General features: G+C 61.4%; 23 protein-coding genes. 8 read left to right on the top strand and 15 right to left on the bottom strand.

What is annotated here, in order from left to right:
- The first annotated feature begins 16 nt into the window (after positions 1–16).
- Positions 17–892 (top strand): polysaccharide deacetylase family protein, encoded by an 876-nt coding sequence (locus FBZ93_RS19650; RefSeq protein ID WP_146987629.1) that lies wholly within the window; start codon positions 17–19, stop codon positions 890–892.
- Positions 893–895: 3 nt separating this feature from the next.
- Here the strand turns inward: FBZ93_RS19650 and FBZ93_RS19645 are convergent, their stop codons facing one another.
- The 10 genes from FBZ93_RS19645 to FBZ93_RS40680 form a co-directional block, all read right to left on the bottom strand.
- A complete protein-coding gene (locus FBZ93_RS19645; RefSeq protein WP_146987627.1) occupies positions 896–1585 on the bottom strand; it encodes a TetR/AcrR family transcriptional regulator in 690 nt (229 codons plus the stop codon).
- On the bottom strand, positions 1582–2136 hold the full coding sequence (locus FBZ93_RS19640; RefSeq protein WP_146987625.1) for a flavin reductase family protein: 555 nt from the start codon (positions 2134–2136) through the stop codon (positions 1582–1584). The genes FBZ93_RS19645 and FBZ93_RS19640 overlap by 4 nt, the downstream gene beginning before the upstream one ends.
- Before the next feature lie 10 nt (positions 2137–2146).
- Positions 2147–3322, bottom strand: coding sequence for an acyl-CoA dehydrogenase family protein (locus tag FBZ93_RS19635; RefSeq protein ID WP_146988124.1), 1176 nt, complete (start codon positions 3320–3322; stop codon positions 2147–2149).
- A gap of 413 nt (positions 3323–3735) precedes the next feature.
- Positions 3736–4164 (bottom strand): GNAT family N-acetyltransferase, encoded by a 429-nt coding sequence (locus FBZ93_RS19630; protein WP_146987623.1) that lies wholly within the window; start codon positions 4162–4164, stop codon positions 3736–3738.
- A gap of 85 nt (positions 4165–4249) precedes the next feature.
- The gene (locus tag FBZ93_RS19625; protein ID WP_208764032.1) at positions 4250–4543 is read right to left on the bottom strand and encodes a hypothetical protein; all 294 of its coding nucleotides are present in this window, start codon (positions 4541–4543) and stop codon (positions 4250–4252) included.
- A gap of 4 nt (positions 4544–4547) precedes the next feature.
- Positions 4548–4784, bottom strand: coding sequence for a hypothetical protein (locus tag FBZ93_RS19620; RefSeq protein ID WP_146987621.1), 237 nt, complete (start codon positions 4782–4784; stop codon positions 4548–4550).
- A gap of 991 nt (positions 4785–5775) precedes the next feature.
- A complete protein-coding gene (locus tag FBZ93_RS19615) occupies positions 5776–6072 on the bottom strand; it encodes a hypothetical protein (protein ID WP_146987619.1) in 297 nt (98 codons plus the stop codon).
- Positions 6073–6399: 327 nt separating this feature from the next.
- The gene (locus FBZ93_RS19610; RefSeq protein WP_146987617.1) at positions 6400–6666 is read right to left on the bottom strand and encodes a hypothetical protein; all 267 of its coding nucleotides are present in this window, start codon (positions 6664–6666) and stop codon (positions 6400–6402) included.
- Between the two features lie 217 nt (positions 6667–6883).
- Entirely contained in the window at positions 6884–7138 is a 255-nt protein-coding gene (locus tag FBZ93_RS19605) for a hypothetical protein (RefSeq protein WP_146987615.1), read from the bottom strand.
- 1 nt (position 7139) lies between these two features.
- Positions 7140–7301, bottom strand: coding sequence for a hypothetical protein (locus tag FBZ93_RS40680; RefSeq protein ID WP_167529114.1), 162 nt, complete (start codon positions 7299–7301; stop codon positions 7140–7142).
- 1214 nt (positions 7302–8515) lie between these two features.
- Here FBZ93_RS40680 and FBZ93_RS19600 point away from each other — a divergent pair.
- Positions 8516–8701 carry a hypothetical protein gene (locus FBZ93_RS19600; protein ID WP_074125408.1) on the top strand — a complete coding sequence of 62 codons (186 nt, stop codon included), beginning with the start codon at positions 8516–8518 and terminating at the stop codon, positions 8699–8701.
- 23 nt (positions 8702–8724) lie between these two features.
- On the opposite strand, the gene FBZ93_RS19595 is transcribed toward FBZ93_RS19600, so the two are convergent.
- A complete protein-coding gene (locus FBZ93_RS19595) occupies positions 8725–9027 on the bottom strand; it encodes a hypothetical protein (protein WP_146988120.1) in 303 nt (100 codons plus the stop codon).
- A 179-nt stretch (positions 9028–9206) separates the two neighbouring features.
- Here FBZ93_RS19595 and FBZ93_RS41345 point away from each other — a divergent pair, with 179 nt between their 5' ends.
- The gene (locus tag FBZ93_RS41345) at positions 9207–9467 is read left to right on the top strand and encodes a hypothetical protein (RefSeq protein WP_146987613.1); all 261 of its coding nucleotides are present in this window, start codon (positions 9207–9209) and stop codon (positions 9465–9467) included.
- Between the two features lie 25 nt (positions 9468–9492).
- Here FBZ93_RS41345 and FBZ93_RS19585 read toward each other — a convergent pair whose 3' ends face one another.
- Entirely contained in the window at positions 9493–9846 is a 354-nt protein-coding gene (locus FBZ93_RS19585) for a phasin (protein WP_021080362.1), read from the bottom strand.
- Between the two features lie 236 nt (positions 9847–10082).
- Here FBZ93_RS19585 and FBZ93_RS19580 point away from each other — a divergent pair, with 236 nt between their 5' ends.
- Positions 10083–10268 (top strand): hypothetical protein, encoded by a 186-nt coding sequence (locus tag FBZ93_RS19580; RefSeq protein ID WP_050419149.1) that lies wholly within the window; start codon positions 10083–10085, stop codon positions 10266–10268.
- Between the two features lie 13 nt (positions 10269–10281).
- On the opposite strand, the gene FBZ93_RS19575 is transcribed toward FBZ93_RS19580, so the two are convergent.
- The 3 genes from FBZ93_RS19575 to FBZ93_RS19565 all read right to left on the bottom strand — a co-directional run bounded on the left by FBZ93_RS19575 (position 10282) and on the right by FBZ93_RS19565 (position 12937).
- Complete coding sequence (locus tag FBZ93_RS19575; RefSeq protein ID WP_146987611.1) at positions 10282–10485, bottom strand: hypothetical protein; 204 nt, start codon at positions 10483–10485, stop codon at positions 10282–10284.
- A 144-nt stretch (positions 10486–10629) separates the two neighbouring features.
- Positions 10630–11763 carry an alpha-hydroxy acid oxidase gene (locus tag FBZ93_RS19570; RefSeq protein WP_146987610.1) on the bottom strand — a complete coding sequence of 378 codons (1134 nt, stop codon included), beginning with the start codon at positions 11761–11763 and terminating at the stop codon, positions 10630–10632.
- Between the two features lie 154 nt (positions 11764–11917).
- Positions 11918–12937, bottom strand: a complete 1020-nt coding sequence (locus FBZ93_RS19565; RefSeq protein WP_146987608.1) for a GlxA family transcriptional regulator — start codon at positions 12935–12937, stop codon at positions 11918–11920.
- A 42-nt stretch (positions 12938–12979) separates the two neighbouring features.
- Here FBZ93_RS19565 and FBZ93_RS19560 point away from each other — a divergent pair, with 42 nt between their 5' ends.
- The 4 genes from FBZ93_RS19560 to FBZ93_RS19545 all read left to right on the top strand — a co-directional run bounded on the left by FBZ93_RS19560 (position 12980) and on the right by FBZ93_RS19545 (position 16101).
- Positions 12980–13711 carry a hypothetical protein gene (locus FBZ93_RS19560; protein WP_146987607.1) on the top strand — a complete coding sequence of 244 codons (732 nt, stop codon included), beginning with the start codon at positions 12980–12982 and terminating at the stop codon, positions 13709–13711.
- Positions 13711–15003, top strand: coding sequence for an MFS transporter (locus tag FBZ93_RS19555; RefSeq protein WP_146987605.1), 1293 nt, complete (start codon positions 13711–13713; stop codon positions 15001–15003). Before FBZ93_RS19560 ends, FBZ93_RS19555 begins: the two co-directional genes overlap by 1 nt.
- Positions 15004–15097: 94 nt before the next feature.
- Positions 15098–15784 carry a YqcI/YcgG family protein gene (locus tag FBZ93_RS19550; RefSeq protein ID WP_246667574.1) on the top strand — a complete coding sequence of 229 codons (687 nt, stop codon included), beginning with the start codon at positions 15098–15100 and terminating at the stop codon, positions 15782–15784.
- Positions 15781–16101, top strand: a complete 321-nt coding sequence (locus tag FBZ93_RS19545; protein ID WP_146987602.1) for a cupin domain-containing protein — start codon at positions 15781–15783, stop codon at positions 16099–16101. Before FBZ93_RS19550 ends, FBZ93_RS19545 begins: the two co-directional genes overlap by 4 nt.
- Positions 16102–16109 lie beyond the last annotated feature (8 nt).

The following is a 16109-nucleotide window of genomic DNA, read 5'->3' as shown; positions in this document are numbered from 1 at the left end:
GCAAGGGAGTATCGACATGGCCTTTACCGATCGCATTCCGTACCAGGCGCAAGTCGATAGGCCGAAGCTGACGTTGCCTCATGGCAAGAAGCTTGCCGTCTGGGTCATTCTCAACGTCGAGGAATGGCGCATTGGGAATGCGATGCCGCGTACCGTGCTGAGCCCACCGATGGGCCAGCCTCTGTTGCCCGACGTGCCGAACTGGTCGTGGCACGAATACGGCATGCGTGCCGGCTTCTGGCGGCAATTCAAGGCACTCACCGACCGAAAGATACCGGTGACCCTGGCTGCGAATGCCAATGTCTGCAACAGCTATCCGCGCGTCGCGTCGGCGGCGCTCGAGGCGGGCTTCGAATTCATGGGACACGGATTCGTCCAGGGACCGATGCACAAGGTGGAGAACCAGGCGGATGCAATCAAGCGCGCGGTCGACACCATTGCCGGATTCACCGGCAAACCACCGCGATCATGGGAGAGCCCGGGCCTGACCGAAACCGAAGAAACGCTCGACCTCCTGCGCCTCAACGGGATCGAATACGTGGCCGACTGGGTGATTGACGATCTCCCGCAAGAGATCGCCACGCCGCACGGAATTGTCACGACGATTCCCTATTCGGTCGAGACCAATGACATCGTCATTCACGCCCTGCAGCACCTGCCGTCGGAACAGTTCCTGACGCGCTGCACCGACCAGTTCGATCGGCTGTATCTCGAAGGCGCGGAGAATGCTCGTATCATGGCGATTTCGGTGCATCCCTACATCACAGGGGTCCCACATCGAATCAAGTACCTTGAAGCCCTGCTCGACTACGTCATCGGCCATGACGGCGTGGCGCTCATGACGGCGAGCGAGATCGGCGACTGGTATCGGGATCAGATCGCGCAGAACTAGTCCTCAGCCGACGACCTTGATCGGCACCCTCCGTCGATCGGTCGCGCTCTCCGCCATCCGCTCAAATCCCGCGAGGAAGATGTCCAGCGCATCACTGATCATCTGCGCCTTGTCCTCGAGGACAGGCGCTTCGTAGATATATTTGCGTACCCCGTAATAGAAAATGCCGCCGTGAAACACCCAGGCCAGTTCCAGTTCGGCAGCGCTGGGCCGGCTCTGCGTCGCGAGGCCGGCGTCGTGGCGGCACTCCCTGAGAATGCGGGTCAGAATCTTGTCCTTGACCATGCCAACATACCAGCGATTGATATCGAGACCCTTCAGGCCCGAGTAAAGGTAGATCCTCAGCCATCTTCGATTGAAGATAGCGTCTGTATAAACTTCGTAAAATTCTTGCAGCCGCGCGCGGAGCGGACGAGATCGATCGGACAGCAATTTCTCCCAACCGATTTCAAGGGGTTCGAGATAGACCTTGCGGTAGACCTCCTTGATGAGATCGTCCTTGCTCGGAAAATAGCGGTAAAGCAACGGCTGCGTCACACCGAGTTTGCGAGCGAGAGCACGCGTGCCGCCGCCGAACCCCTCCTCCGCAAAGAGTTCGGTCGCCTTGGTGACGAATTCACTGCGACGGTCGTCAGCTGATAGTCGCTTCTGCTTGGTACGAAAAACTCGCTTGACGGGCATCTTTCGATTCATGATGGCTTGTCACCATCGTCAGCCAAGAACCGGCCAAAACCTCCCCGCGAGAACAGCAGCGGACTGTTGACGCTGTAAGCATAGGCTTCCACAGCGCCCAGGAAAATGACGTGATCACCGCCGTAGTAGCGGTTGGCGGCACGGCACTGGAAATTTGCGAGCACGTCGGCAAGCACTGGAGCGTTCCCGAGGCCTGGAGTCCAGCTCACACCCGCGAACTTGTCACCCGACGATTTGGCAAACTGCATCGCCAACGTCTGCTGTGACGCATCGAGGACATTGACCGTGAAGTGGCTGGCATTCTGGAAGATCGGCAGCCCCTGCGAAAACATCCCCAGGCTCCAGAGCACCAGCGGCGGATTGAGCGACACTGACGCGAAGGAATTGCAAGTAATTCCGTACGGCCGTCCTTCGGCCGACATTGCGGTGACGATCGTTACACCGGTCGCAAACGTACCGAGCGCATTGCGGAAGTCACGGGGATCGATCGTCGAACTGTCGCTTGCGAGCTCATTGGCCGGATCCGGCGGATGTTTGGGTGAGTCGGACATCCGGCCAGCCTCAAAGCGTCAGGTTTTCGGACGGCAGCCCAAGAGCCACCCGCCCGTAATTGGTACCTGCCGCGTCGAAATTGAAGGCAAGATGCGAGTTCACCGCATGCGCATCGCGGAATTGACGCTGCAACGCACCTGAGGTGAACAGGCTGCGCGCGCCGCTGGCCGTAAAGAGGAGAGAGACGGCTTCGGTGCACAGATTGACCGCGAACGCACCATCGCGCCGGAGCTTCGTCTTCGCAGCAATGCCCGGGATGTCGCCACGCCGAACCTCCGCAAGTACCTCGACGCAGTTGGTGCGCATGATCAGCCGCGCGGCATCTATCTTCGCCGACGCTTCAGCGATCTTGATTTGTGTGCTCTGCAGATCCCCGATCTTGGCCCGGTTATATGTCGAGGCGCGATGCCGCGCGATCTCGACATAATCGTCGAGGCAAGCCTGGGCATTTCCTAGGCCGACCCCAGACAGCACATAGGGAAACAACGAGAAAACCGGAAGCATGTAGAGCGCGTTCGGATTGACAACGCTGCCTGGCGTCGCGCCACCGGCAAGATCGCTGACGGCAACCGTCATATGCTCGGGAACGAATGCGTCGGCCACCCGCACATCGTTCGACCCGGTTCCACGCAAACCAGCAGCATTCCAGGTGTCTTCGATGCTGTAGTCCCGCCTGTTCAGCAGGAACAGCCGATACTCGACACCATCGGCCTCATCATCCGACGCAACCACGCTCGCGAGCATGTTCCACCCGCATGCTTCTACCCCGGATGAGAACGGCCAATGACCACTCAGCACGTACCCGCCACTCGTCTTCTTGGCGCGACCTGCCGGGAAGACAAACGAAGACGCGATCAGCGTGGCCGGATCCTCTCCCCACACCGCGCTCTGCGCCTCCGGCGCGAACATGCCCAGCATCCAGTGGTGGCTTGCAAGATTGGCAAAATTCCAGGAGACCGAGGCGTCGCCCTGCCCCAGGGCGTCGGCACAATCGACCAGCGCAACATAGTCGAGTTCGCTGCCCCCGACGCGCTTCGGCTGCAGAATTCGGAAAAGCCCACTATCGTGCAGATCCCGCTCGGTTTCGGGTGGCAAATGGCGCAATTCTTCGGTCCGCTGCGCCCGCTCGCGCAAAAGCGGAACGAGCGCCCTAGCTCGTGCGACCATGAGCGAATAGCAATCCATATCAGGGCCTGGTGGCACCTTCGCGTCGAGCCCGCGGCCAACCTCAACCATGGCCTCTTCCTTCGTTCGACCTCCAAACATTCACACGACCGGCCGATCGGCTCAGTTTATCGAGCGATCACCAGAGATCAAGACGTGCAGGCCTTCATCCGGCAAATTCAAAAAGCGCGGAGCTCTTAACTGCCGCCACCCGGCATCCCGTGGCGGAGCGCTCAGCCATATTTCGTCCGCGCGGGACAGGGCATTCCAGCATTCTCCCGCCCGTAACTTGATGCGCGATCCGGGCTCGCGACCGCGGCTTGCCGAAGCGGCTACCCGCGAACCGGAAACGCCGCAAGGCCCGGTGGCCAATCGACCACCGGGCGCTCGACGTCGTCAAACTGGCGGCAACGGTCCGATCCACCTCGCGGGATCTAGACGAGTTCCTTCCGCCAATACAGCGTGTGCTGCCATGCCCATGGCGAGTCGGGTTCGAAGAGCCGATACCCCTGACGGATGAAGTTGTTCGCCGAGAATCGATTATCGGTCGTATCCGAAACGATCGCCTTCCAGCCGGCCCGCCGCGCTCGCGCCTCCAGCGCCCGAGTAAGCCGCACTTGCAGGCCGTGGCCACAGTGCGGCATCGCGACCCCGACGCGGCACAGATATCCGGCGTTGGCAACATGGGTTGACGAAACTACGCCCGCGAATGCTATCGGCTTCAGCCCGCGGAAAGCAATCCACCAATACCCCTGCTCGAAGTCGGGCACACGAGTCCCATCGCAGAAGGTCAGCTGATGGAGCTCGGCGAGCGCATCCGCAACCTCTTCGTCCTGCGGATCAACCTCACGTATCCTGTACATCGTTCGCGCCTCGACATACTATTGTCCGCTAGGTTGCTTGGCTCTCCAGCTTGGAGGGAGATGTGCTCACTCCCCGCAACACTGGCTATTTTCCAAGCGTGGCCTTGATACCCAACCAGATGGCGCCGACGAATCCGGTAGCGATCACGGTGATCACTGCCTTGAATGTGTAACTTTGCGCCTGCTCTACGCTCTTTCGCCACCGCCGGAGGTGCTGGAAGTCCGCGCGCAATTCTCGCTGGTCCCCCTCTTCAAAGCCGAATGATGTCAAGACAGTCGCAATGGTCTTGACCACTACGGCGTCGATGTCGCTTCTGCGCACACGATCCTGTTCGATCAACGTAGCCATCACGATTGCCTTGACATCGGCTTCGCGCATCGGGTCACCGTCGTATGATGCGGGCGACATTCTCAAACGTTCGCTTTCCAAAGTAGAAGCCCATGATCATGCCGGCCCAGGTGCTCACATCTCCGGCGAGCTGCGGCGTAGTTCCAAGCCCGAGAACCTTGTCCCAGATGACGCATTTTCCCGATCCTCGGCCGCCGAACGCTCCCTTGTAACGTGCCGGCTGTAACAGCGACTCGAACACTTTTGCGGTTGGAATTTTCAGAATCGACAAGGTTACTCTCGATAGGCAAAGCGGCTCGCGAGTCGGGCGGATGCCTCGACGATCCCTGGCGATCGTCAGCCGTGAACTGTCACTGACGAGGACGCGGCCGGATCAGGCCGGCAAGCCAGTCATTGAAATCCGTCTGCGGAACATCGGAATTGTCCGGAAGGCCAAAGACCGACGGCGGCAGGTTCGCATAGGCTGCCCGCTGAACGGGCTTGTCGGTCTCGTCGCCCCCGAAGGCGCACCCGCTGCCGGAGCGGACGCTGGAAAGCGTTCATCGAACGTAGCGGGCCGCCCCAGGTGAGGAATGGGAGCCGGCGGTAAGAAGGGCACAGGCAACGCTCCACCTCGAATTCGCTCTCGCCTGTCCCGGGTACTCGCATCAGCCGTCGGACAGGTGCTTCCTTGCTCGCCGGTCGCTGCGAAGGCTCGTCGGGCGGCGCTACGAACGATCGCGTCTCGTAAAGCGGTTGCGACGATGTCGCTGATCCCGGCGAAAACTGCCCGCCGGTACCGAACCGGCCGAAGGCGCCAGGCCCCGCTTGGCGCAGCATTGAAATAGTCATGGCGCGGATCGCGCGCCCCAGCCTCGCGCGGCAACAACCCGCTTGGAGGAAACGCCGGATGATTGCGCGAGTTCAGCGGATCATTACCGTAGAGCTTTCCCAAGAAGCGGATCGGCGTCATAGAGTGCCTGTGCTTGAGCGTGGTCGAGAAGGCCGCGAAATTCTCTCTGTATCCGATCAACAAAAGCCTCTTTGCGATTTGCCTTCGGTATCGAGAGTAGACCGATCAATCCAGCAATTGCCCTTCCGGCAACTGGTGCGTACGACATACAAAATCTCCGTTCGATCCAAGGCCGACTTTGCGGCGAGGGCCATCCCGCAAAATCGTTGCGTGCAGTCAGATGGTTGCAGACCTGGCCCACCTGGGCTCGTCCGCGATCGCGTCCGTACTGAGGAATAGAGCGTCAAGAATACATCGACCTGGGCGCAGCTCAGTGAATGAAGAACAGAATCACCATAAGCCCCGCACAAAAAACCAGGAGCCCGATCAGGGTGGCCAGAGTGGCTTCGATCTCCAGACGGCCGTCTTCGCAATATCGATAGCCAAGCCAGTTGAACTTCTGAGAAGCCAGGACTGAGCCGACCCGGACCTTACCGAAAGAGATGATCGGCAAGATCAGCCGGGCCATGACGTATCCAAATAACCACCAGATTGACTCAAAGGTCGAGAGGAGCAGTGTCATACTCACCGCCTGGAGCGCACGAAGACGCTTATCGGTCATAGCCATCGACAATCACCAGCATGACACAAAGCACTAGCGGCCGAATAGGCTGCTTTCAGTCGCTCAATGGCACCATTGCGCTCGGACACGCAATGATAGATATCATGCCGGACTACGCACTGGTAGAGCGATTCTGGCGAGCAATCACACGATAGCGCAAGCGACCCCCATAGCGGTCTGGGTTCTCGATGATGTGATTGAACCCGACGAGGCGATCAGCGGCAGAATGTGCGATCGCCGCAGATCCGGCACACCAGATCACTCGCTTGCTCAGGCCCTCCAATATCTCTTCGCAACAAGTACGAAACGGGCCGCCCAACTAGGCTCGTTACATCATCCTACGAACCATAACACCGCTGCCAGATAGAGCGCACAGATGACAAGACCGATCCCGCTGGCGACGCCCGCCCCTAGCTCCAACCGCCCAAAGCCTTCACGCCTGCTGCCAAGCCAACCAAACTCTTCCTCGTCGCAATTGTAGGCGGCGACCCGAATTTGTCCAAACGAGACGACCGGCAAAATGAGCCGCGCCACGGTGTATCCAATCACGTCAACGAGGAAGTAGAAGAACACCTCAACAAAGGCTTGAACAACCCACATTGGCCCCTCGCCATGGCGGCGCTCTGCTTGAACCGGCCATGATTAAGATCACGCAGCGTGCACGTAGGTAAGTGCACCCCGGCGAGCCGAGCACACGGTGCCGCGAGTGGCCACGCTAGCGGTCCGAGTTCTCGATGACGTGATTGAACGTTTCGGAAAGACCTACGACAAGTGACTCCAGCGAACCGTTGGGCTTGATGAACAGCCACAGCAACTCCTAGGTAACCTCGTCCTCAACCTCGTCGGGTTCGACGATGATCCGCTCGATGCGGTGCACAAGCTCCAGCGCTCCGTCGCCATTTTCGATCGCCTGCGGCGCCTTGCCCCAGCCCCGATCGAGGATGGCGTTGGCGGCGGAGACGCGGGCAGCAGGTGTTGCGCTGGTCGATCGCATGACGCCGACCAACACGTTGATCGCGCTTCTCGTATGGCTCCTCGCGAGCGAGCGGATTTGTGTAATCGTCTTCGCCACCTCACTTCTCCTGCCAATCGGACGGGAGATATTCACTCGGAGCCGTGTCTGCGTGATCCGGTTCGGGATCGGGCAACGCCGAGCGAAATGCGATCGTGGGAAAGTCCGTCCGTTCGCGATCCTGCCGCGGTCGCGGGATGAACTGGATGATCTCGGCGCTCATGCCGCCTCCAGCAATGCAATGGCGATCAGACTCACGACCGCGAGCGATATCAGATAGGCAGTCATGCAAACCTCGTTGATCGGCCAACAGCGCGCGATGCGGCCATGAATGAATTTGCGGCAGATCGCGCAGCGGGCAGCGATCTTTGGGGCGCGAACCTTATCCCTGACGAATGGGGCCGCCGGCGGCGCCGGCTTGCGCCGCGCCGCAGGACCGGCGCGTTCGCGCGCGCCGGCCAATTCGTGCTCGCTTTAAAGGTTCGGACGGCGGCGCGCTGACGACGCTTAGGCGACGGGCTGGGAGGATGTGGCGTCGTGACGTTGCGGCCGCCGTCCGATCGGTGAAACGGCAAACAAAAAGCCCGCCGCGGATGGCTCCGCGCGGGCTCAACAATTTCTGATTTTCAGATTATGCCCCTGAGTTGCCCGACGAGTCAACCGCTTTTTGCAAGCTGCATGTGATCAACAAAAATGCAACGCGCCAGCTGCTACAGCGGCTCGCACACTTTTGCAGTGGGAATTTCAAGACCGAGGCAAGACAGTTTCCAGGCTCTACCCGGCATTCATCGCAACGACAGTCATTGCAGTACATGCAGCCATAGAAAGAATTGTGCGGCAGATCGCGCAGCAGGCGGCGATCTTTGGGGCGCGAACCTTATCCCTGACGAATGGGGCCGCGGGCGGCGCCGGCTTGCGCCGCGCCGCTGGACCGGCGCGTTCGCGCGCGCCGGCCAATTTCGTTGCTTGTTTAGATGGTTCGGACGGCGGCGCGCTGACGACGCTCAGGCGACGGGCTGGGAGATGTGGCGTCGTGACGTTGCGGCCGCCGCCCGATCGGTGAAACGGCAAACAAAAAGCCCGCCGCGGATCGCTCCGCGCGGGCTCAATAATTTCTGATTTTCCGATTATGCCCCTGAGTTGCCCGACGAGTCAACCCGTTTTTGCGAACTGAATGCGATCGGTAAAATATGATGCGTCGGCTTCGACGGTGAGAAACCTCCTTCACCGAAAGTCCGCGCATGATGCCGGAATCGCAACACAAACTGGCGTCGGTCGCCCTATGCTTGTCGTGATGATGTCAGTGTGCCGCTGAGTTGCCCGACTCGTCAAGCGGACGAACGGCTCGCAGCACCTTTTAACGACATCAGGACAGTTTTTGGCTCGCGTCAGTTCAACCGACCCGCGCCGCCGTTAGATTGCAGGGAGGAAGCGCCGATGTATTTCGTTGCTGCCGTGCTCGCGGTCCTGTCCGGCCTGTTCTATGCCGCGGGCCATCATCAGATCGGCTCCATCGGTGCCACCATGTGCCAGTATGGCGGCATCTTCTGCGACAGCCCGGTGCTGGTTCTCGTCGGTGCGGGATTTGCCGCAGCGTGGGGCATGCTCGTTAGCGTGCGCTGATCATCCCGCGCGAACGCCCGCACCTACTGCGGCGGGATCGGGTTTGCCGGCTGAGCAGGCTTTGGGCCGGGCGGAGCAGGCTCAATCGGCGCCCTGGGCTCCGTCGGCATCACCTTTGCGCCAGCCGCACGTGCGGCCTCGCCGGTCGTCGAGTAATTGGCGGAAGCGGCCGGCTGCACCTTCGGCTTGCTCAACGGACCGTGGTCGACAACCAGCATGCCCAACACGCCGAGGATAGCAACCACCGCCGCAACCAGCAGCGGCGTGCCGCCATGCCGATTTCGATGCTCAATCGGACGGCCATCCGATATGCCATGCGCTTGCATTGTCATCATCGTCTCCTCCACGGAAACAAGCCGCGACCGGCACGTAAGTTTCCGGTTCCCCGATGCGAAAGCGAGACGCGTTGGTGGAACCAATCCATAGCCACCGAATTTCCACGATATGCGGCTCGGATAGCCAAAGGTGACGGCACCCGGCCTTCAGTGAAATCGCGGCACGGCACATGAGCTCCGAAACACCCGAGTCTCCGCTTCAACCCACGCTCGGTGAGCGAGCGATCGACACCGCGACGGATGTTTCGCGCACCATCACGGAGGTGTCTGACGGACTTCGCGCGGCCGCCGATCGCCTCAGCGAGGCGATCGCAAGCTCACGCCGGCCGGGCGGAGCCCTCGCCACCGTAAGCGCGGTCACGCGCGAAGCGCCGCTCGCAAGTCTGTTCGTTGCGTTTCTGCTCGGCATTGCCGTCGCGCGCCGACGCTAGGCGTCAATGCGCGGCGAGGACTGTTCTAGAACTTGCCCTTCGTGGCGTCCTTGGTTGCGGACATCACGCTTCCGCTGATCTGCCGCATATGTTCGCCGGCATTGGTGAACTGGCTGCGCAGGAATTCCGACTGGATCCGCATCGCCTCCTGCAGATCGGTCGCGTGCACGAGCTTGCGCGCATGCTCGAACGCCGCCTTCATGTTCTGCTCGGTGAACGACAGCGCCTGTTTGGAAATCTCGGTACCGGTGCCCGGCATCGCCGTCATCGACTTGCTCGCGGCGTCAAAGAACAGGCTGAAGGCCTGTTCGGCCTGGTCGATGGTCTTTTCCGCGAGATCGCGGAGCTCGGCGGGAACTTCAAGCTTCGGTTCAATCATGATCGCGCCCCCTAGAATAAGCGTCGGCAGACGTTAGCATAGATTGTGACGGCGTCAGCGCCGTATCGCCAACGATGAGAGGTCCCGTTCGCTCCGGTGGCCGAGGAAAAATTACCTAGCGGCGACAGGACTGCGCCATCGCCGGATTCCAATCATGTCAGCACTGTGGCATAGTGATTCGGCCTCGTCGTTGGTCGCGTTTTCGTCTCGCGTCTCTTGGGGAATAAGGGGATCCGATGCTGCGCGCCGTTCGTCCGACACCGACCTGCACCCGCTTCAAGACCAGCATAGAGATGCCGTGCATGAAGTGCGGCACACAGATGCGGCTTGCCTTGATCGAGCCGCGCGACCAAGTCTACGACGTGCTGACCTATCAGTGCGCGCCCTGCAATTCCGGCGAAAGCTTCCTCAACGCGCGCTAGGCTGCCGGCACGTTCAGTCGTTCAACACCGCGGCTCCCGCTTCCGTCAGCTCGGGCTCGCCGTCATGCAGTTCGACCAGACCAAGCTCGGCGAGGATGTCCAGATCCTCGTCGCTGACCGGCGACAATTTGAGCCTGCCGGCCTGGATATCCCGAAGGGTCCAGCGCAAGCCGATGGCGCGCTCGAGTGAAAATTCAGCGAATGGATTGTTTGCCATTCGCCACGACTAGTGCCGCATTTGGATCAGACTTTGTCTTTGCCGCGGCGGCGTCATGGACAGCACAGATCGATGGCGAGCTGGCGCGATCGAGGCGTCCGGCGCCCCCATCGCATCATCGCTCCAGGTGTCTCTTGCCGCGTCTCAGTAGCGATAGGGATCGATATCGAGCAGCGGGAATGCGCTGAACACACTCGGCAGATTGGTCGGCGTCGCCGGGTGCAGATAGGACTTGTCCAGCTCGGCGAAGCTCGTGACGCCGAGCAGCCCGAGGCAGCGGATCACCTCGTCCTCCAGCAATTCAAGCATCCGGACGATGCCGGCCTCGCCGGCCGCGGCGAGCGCCCAGCATTGCAGACGGCCGATCCCGACAAGGTCGGCCCCCGAGACGATGGCCTTGACGATGTCGGTGCCGCGGCAGATCGAGCCATCGACCATGATCTTGGCACGGCCGGCGACGGCCTGGACGATCTCGGGCAGGACATGCATGGACCCACGGCCGTGGTCGAGCTGCCGTCCGCCATGATTTGAGACGTAGATCCAGTCGACCCCGTGATCGAGCGCGATCCTCGCGTCTTCGGCCGTAGCTATACCCTTGAGGATCAGCGGAATCTTGAACTTGTCCTTGATCAACTTCACCGTCCGCCATTCCAGCCCCTTCTGGAAATCGCCGCCGGTGGCGCGGATGCGGCTCTCGCGGACGTAGCGTTTGGCGATGTCACGCTCGCGCCGGCTGTAGTGGGCGGTGTCCACGGTGAGGCAGAACGCGGCGTAACCGTTGTCGATGCTACGGCTGACCACATCCTCGACGAAAGCATCGTCGCCGCGCACATAGAGCTGGAAGATGCGCAAGGCATCCGGCGCCGCCTTGGCGGTATTCTCCAGCCCGGGCTCGGACACCGAGCTCAGCATATGCGCCGCCCCGAACGTTCCCGCGCCGCGCGCGACGGCTGCGCCGGCGTCGGGATCGAAGATCTCGAGTGCACCGACCGGCGCGATCATCACGGGAAGCCGGAGCTTGCGGCCGAAGACCTCGGTGGAGGGATCGACATTGATGACGTTGCGCAGGACGCGCGGCCGGAATGCGATCTCGTCGAGCGCCATCCTGTTGCGGCGCATCGTGGTCTCGGTCTCCGACGCGCCGACGATGTAGTCCCAGGCGTTCTGGTTCAGCTTGGCGCGGGCTTTTTGCGCGAATTCGTGCAGGTTCTGAAATTCCTCGCCGCTGGCGCCGAGTTCGACATTGCGCACCTGCCGAATGGGGGTCCCGTCATTCATGGTGTTTCTTCTCCCGATTTGGCCGGCACATTAGCCGCAGACAAACCGGAAAAGCTACCACCTTGACCTACGAATCCTACCCGCGAAGGCCAGCTATACGCCTGTGAGATAGATCGGCTTTCGACGCAACGCCGCCGCCTCCGGATTGACCTTGCTAGCTGCCCGAAAACCGGTTTCGGTACTCGGTCGGCGACACGCCGAGATGGCGCAGGAAGGCGCGCCGCATTCGTTCGTCATCGCCAAACCCCGCGCGCTTGGCGACCTCGACCACGCCGCCGATCTGGCGGCTTTCGAGCAGCAAACGCGCGGTCTCCACGCGCAGCGCCTCGACACCGCTTGCAGGTGTCATGCCGGTGCGGCTGACATAGGTTCGGGCAAAGGTGCGCGGCGTCATCCCGGCCTTTTCCGCCAGCGTTTCGACCTTGAGATCATCAGTAATGTTCTCGATGATCCAGGCATGCAACGCGCTGAAGCGTCCCTCGACGTCCGACGCCTGGGCCGCAAGCACGGTCGAGAACTGACTCTGGCCGCCCGGCCGTTTCAGAAACACCACAAGCCTGCGCGCGACGTCTAGCGCTATGGTGTGTCCGAAATCTTCCTCGATCATGGCGAGCGCCAGATCGATGCCGGCGCTGACACCCGCCGACGACCAGACATGTCCGTCCTTGACGAAAATCGCGTTGGGCTCGACGCGGATATTGGGAAAGCTGTCCTGCAAACGAGGACAATAGCGCCAGTGCGTTGCAGCACGCTTGCCGTCCAGAATTCCGGTCCAGGCCAGTGCGAATGCGCCGAGGCAGACCGATGCGATACGGCGCGCCTTCGGCAGCGCCTTCGCAATCCAGTCCATCAACTCGGCGTCGTTGCGGATCTTCCAGATGCCGGGCCCGCCGGGGATCACCAGCGTGTCGACCTCGGCAGGCGCAACACTGGCGATCGGCGCCGTGTCGATCATCATGCCGACATCGGTCGGTACCAAGCCACCAGACGTCGACAGATAGGATAGCGAGTAGTCCGGCCCGGGCAGTTCGATCGCCTCCAGCTCTGCGAACACCTGAGCCGGCCCCGAGATGTCAAGCAAGGTCACGCCCGGAAAGGCAACGATCGCGATCCGACGCGTCGCTTTCCTGTCGCGCGGCTCCGGCCGGGGCGGTTTGGCAGCTTTCGAGGGCATATTGTCCTTTAAGCCATTCGAGGCCGCCCTGTATAGCTCGCGATGGAATTCTGGAGTTCTGCCATGTCGCGACATCTGGGCGGCGAATACGGGGCGATCAAATCGCCGTGGGCGGATTACGCAATCTACAGTCTACCCGATGCCTCCCGGATCGAAGCCTGCGACCGTCAGCCGCTGATGGACGCCATGAACGGCATCATCGCCGTCAACTGGCAGGCCACCGAGCCGCACTGGACAGCAACCTCCTCGCCCTTCGACAAGAAGTACAGCCTGATCCTCGTCTATGACGGCTCCGGCCTCGTAGCCTTCTCGGTCTACCGCATCCTGCAGATGTCGGCCGGACTTGGAATCTATCGCAGCGGCACCGAAGTGCTCCCGGCGCACCAGGGACGCGGCTTGTACGGCTTCTTCACGGCGGAAGTTCTGAAATGCTCAGGCGCCGAGCGAGTCGACGGCAACGTGCTCTACGGCTGGCGCACCCGCAATCCGATCGTCTGGGCAGCGAACGCTAAGATTTGCGAAAAAGTGTCTCCATCATTGCTCGATGATGCGCAGGACCCCGCATTGCAGGCGGCCTGTGTCGAGATGTGCACTTCGCTCTATCCGGGCAAGCCGCTCGAACTACCTGATATGATCATGCGCGGCGCTTACGGCCACATTAAGCACCATCGGCAGGCCTATCATGGCACCGCGTCGCTGGTCGATGCCGCGATGTCGCGAAAGATTCCGAATTCAGCGGATGCCCTTTTCTCGGTGGGTTACGCGAGGGTGTGATGTCGATGCTCGGACAACAGGCCGTATACGCCCCAACGTCGCGCTTCACCGATCGCGCTTATCTCGCCTGGACGGCCGTGGCGATCGCCTATGCCATCGCGTTCCTGCAGCGCGTGTCGCCGCAATCGGTCAGCCTCAGCTTCATGCACGACTTCAATACCGACGCGGCCGGTGTTGCGATGCTGGCCTCGAGCTACTTCTGGGGCTACACCTTGATGCAGATTCCGGCCGGCCTTCTGGTCGATCGTTACGGCGTCAAGCGCGCCGTCCTCGTCAGCATGATCGCCTCGTCGCTCGGTAGCGCAGCGTTCGCGCTGGCGCCGAACCTGCTCGACGTGTTTGCGGCCCGCCTGATCGTCGCCTGCGGCGATGCGCTGGTCTTCACCGCACTGCTGAAGCTCGTCGCACAGAGCTTTGCCGACGAGCGGTTCGGCATGATGTCGGGCATTTCACAGGTCTCCGGTTATGTCGGCGGCGTGATCGCGACGACACCGCTGGCCGCCGCCGTCTCGGGGTTCGGCTGGCGGGCCTGTTTCCTGTTCATCGCCTGTATCGGCCTCGCCAACCTTGCCTTTGCCAAGGTCACGCTCAAGCCTGATCCGGCCTCGCACAGCAACAAGACGCTGAAGGGCGTCGTGATCGCCGCGCGGCAATCGCTGGCCCATATCGCGAACTGGGGTTGCGCGATGACGTTTGCGTCGCACTTCGCGGTCGTGACGACGTTGTCGGGCGTCTGGGGCATCCCGATGGTCGCCCACTTCTTCCATATCTCCCCAACAGCCGCCGGCACGCCGCTGCTCGCCTTCATGATCGGCAATGCGCTCGGCTCGATCTTTCTCGGTCACGCCGCCGATCGTGCCGCCGCGGCGCTCGACCGCGCGCTGATCGGCATCTGCGTGTTGCGCATGCTGCTGATCGCGATGCTGCTGCCGCCGGTCGCCCAGACATTCGGTCTCGCCTACGTCACCGTCGTGTTCACGATCCTGGGCCTCGTCGCCGGCGGCACCGTCCCGCTGGTGCTGAAATGCGTCAAGAAGCTCTACACCTCCGACTTGATCGGCGTGGGCGCTTCCGTGAACACCACCGCCGCCGGGATCTTTGCCGGCGTCTCGCAGCCGATCATCGGCTTTGCGATGCTTACCGCCAGCAACGCCTCCGGCACCGACGCCCTGCACAACGCGGCCGCGATCGGTGACGGCGGTTACAGCGCCTTGATCGTCATTCTGCTTCTGATGTCGCTGCCGGGCATTGCCGGACCGCTGATGATGAGAAGCAAGTTGATAGCTCGTTAGTGTCGTTATGAGTGTAGGGGGTGTTATGGAGCGCTTGTTCTTAAGAAGAGGCGACGTTGCGTCGAACTTTCCGGTCAGCAGCTGGCAGAGCGTGATGTTCTCCGAGTTTGAAGCGCAGATGAGCAGCGAGGCAAGGCCTTTCCCTTGCGTGTTCGGAGTGACCGGACATCGCCAGGATCAGCTCCGCTACCTGTTCCTCGATCCGTATGACGTCGCAGTGCTCGGCGAACAGCTCGCACAATATGTTTCGGAGGCGCGCTCGTTCGGTCCCAACACGTCGTTGATCGTGTTCACGCGGCCCCGCCCGGTGCAGACGCTCGACGCCTATTATCGCAAGATGTGGCTGACGCTCGACCAGCTCGCGCGCCTGGACAAGAATCCGTGGCCATCGGACATTCCGGAACAGATCGACCACCCGATGTGGGAGTTCTCGTTCGCAGGCGAGCCGATCTTTGTCGTGTGCACGACGCCCGCCCATGTGATGCGCCAGAGCCGCCGGTCCAGTGCCTTCATGCTCACGTTCCAGCCGCGCTGGGTGTTCGAAAAGATCCTAGGGACGGAAAAGGCGGCGAACGCCGCATTCGCCGAGGTGCGCAAGCGCCTGATCCCGTACGACAGCGCGAGCCCCTCTCCGCTTCTTGGCCGCTACGGCGCGACCGATGGCCGCGAATATCTGCAGTACTTCCTGCACGACGACAACGCCGCGAGCGGGGGCTGCCCGTTTGCCAAGCTCGCGCAGAACAAGGCGCCACCGATCGCGAACAAGGAACAGGCAGCATGACCCAGATCATCGCCGGCACGAAGACTGAATTTGCCATCGATCCGGAGATCCTGAACCTGCTCCCGGCCCAGGGTTCCGTTGAGCTGCAGCACGATGCGGCCGGCAAGGTGCATCACTTCCATACCCATCCGGTCGATGAAATCCTGATGATCATCAGCGGCCGGCTGAACTTCATCTGGGACGGCGGCGAGCGGGTCGTCGGTGCCGGCGACACCATCTTTCTGCCTGCCGGTACCCGGCATCAATCCGAAGCGCTCGAGGGCGGCGCGATCTACGTCATCGCGACGCAGCCGCCCGCCAAGCCGATGAACAACTGACATTCAGG

The sequence above is a fragment of the Bradyrhizobium macuxiense genome, from assembly GCF_007993935.1.
GTDB classification, from domain to species: Bacteria; Pseudomonadota; Alphaproteobacteria; order Rhizobiales; family Xanthobacteraceae; genus Bradyrhizobium; species Bradyrhizobium macuxiense_A.
The sequence above is the reverse complement of the archived record's forward strand: the minus strand, read 5'-3'. Positions and strand labels throughout refer to the sequence as shown.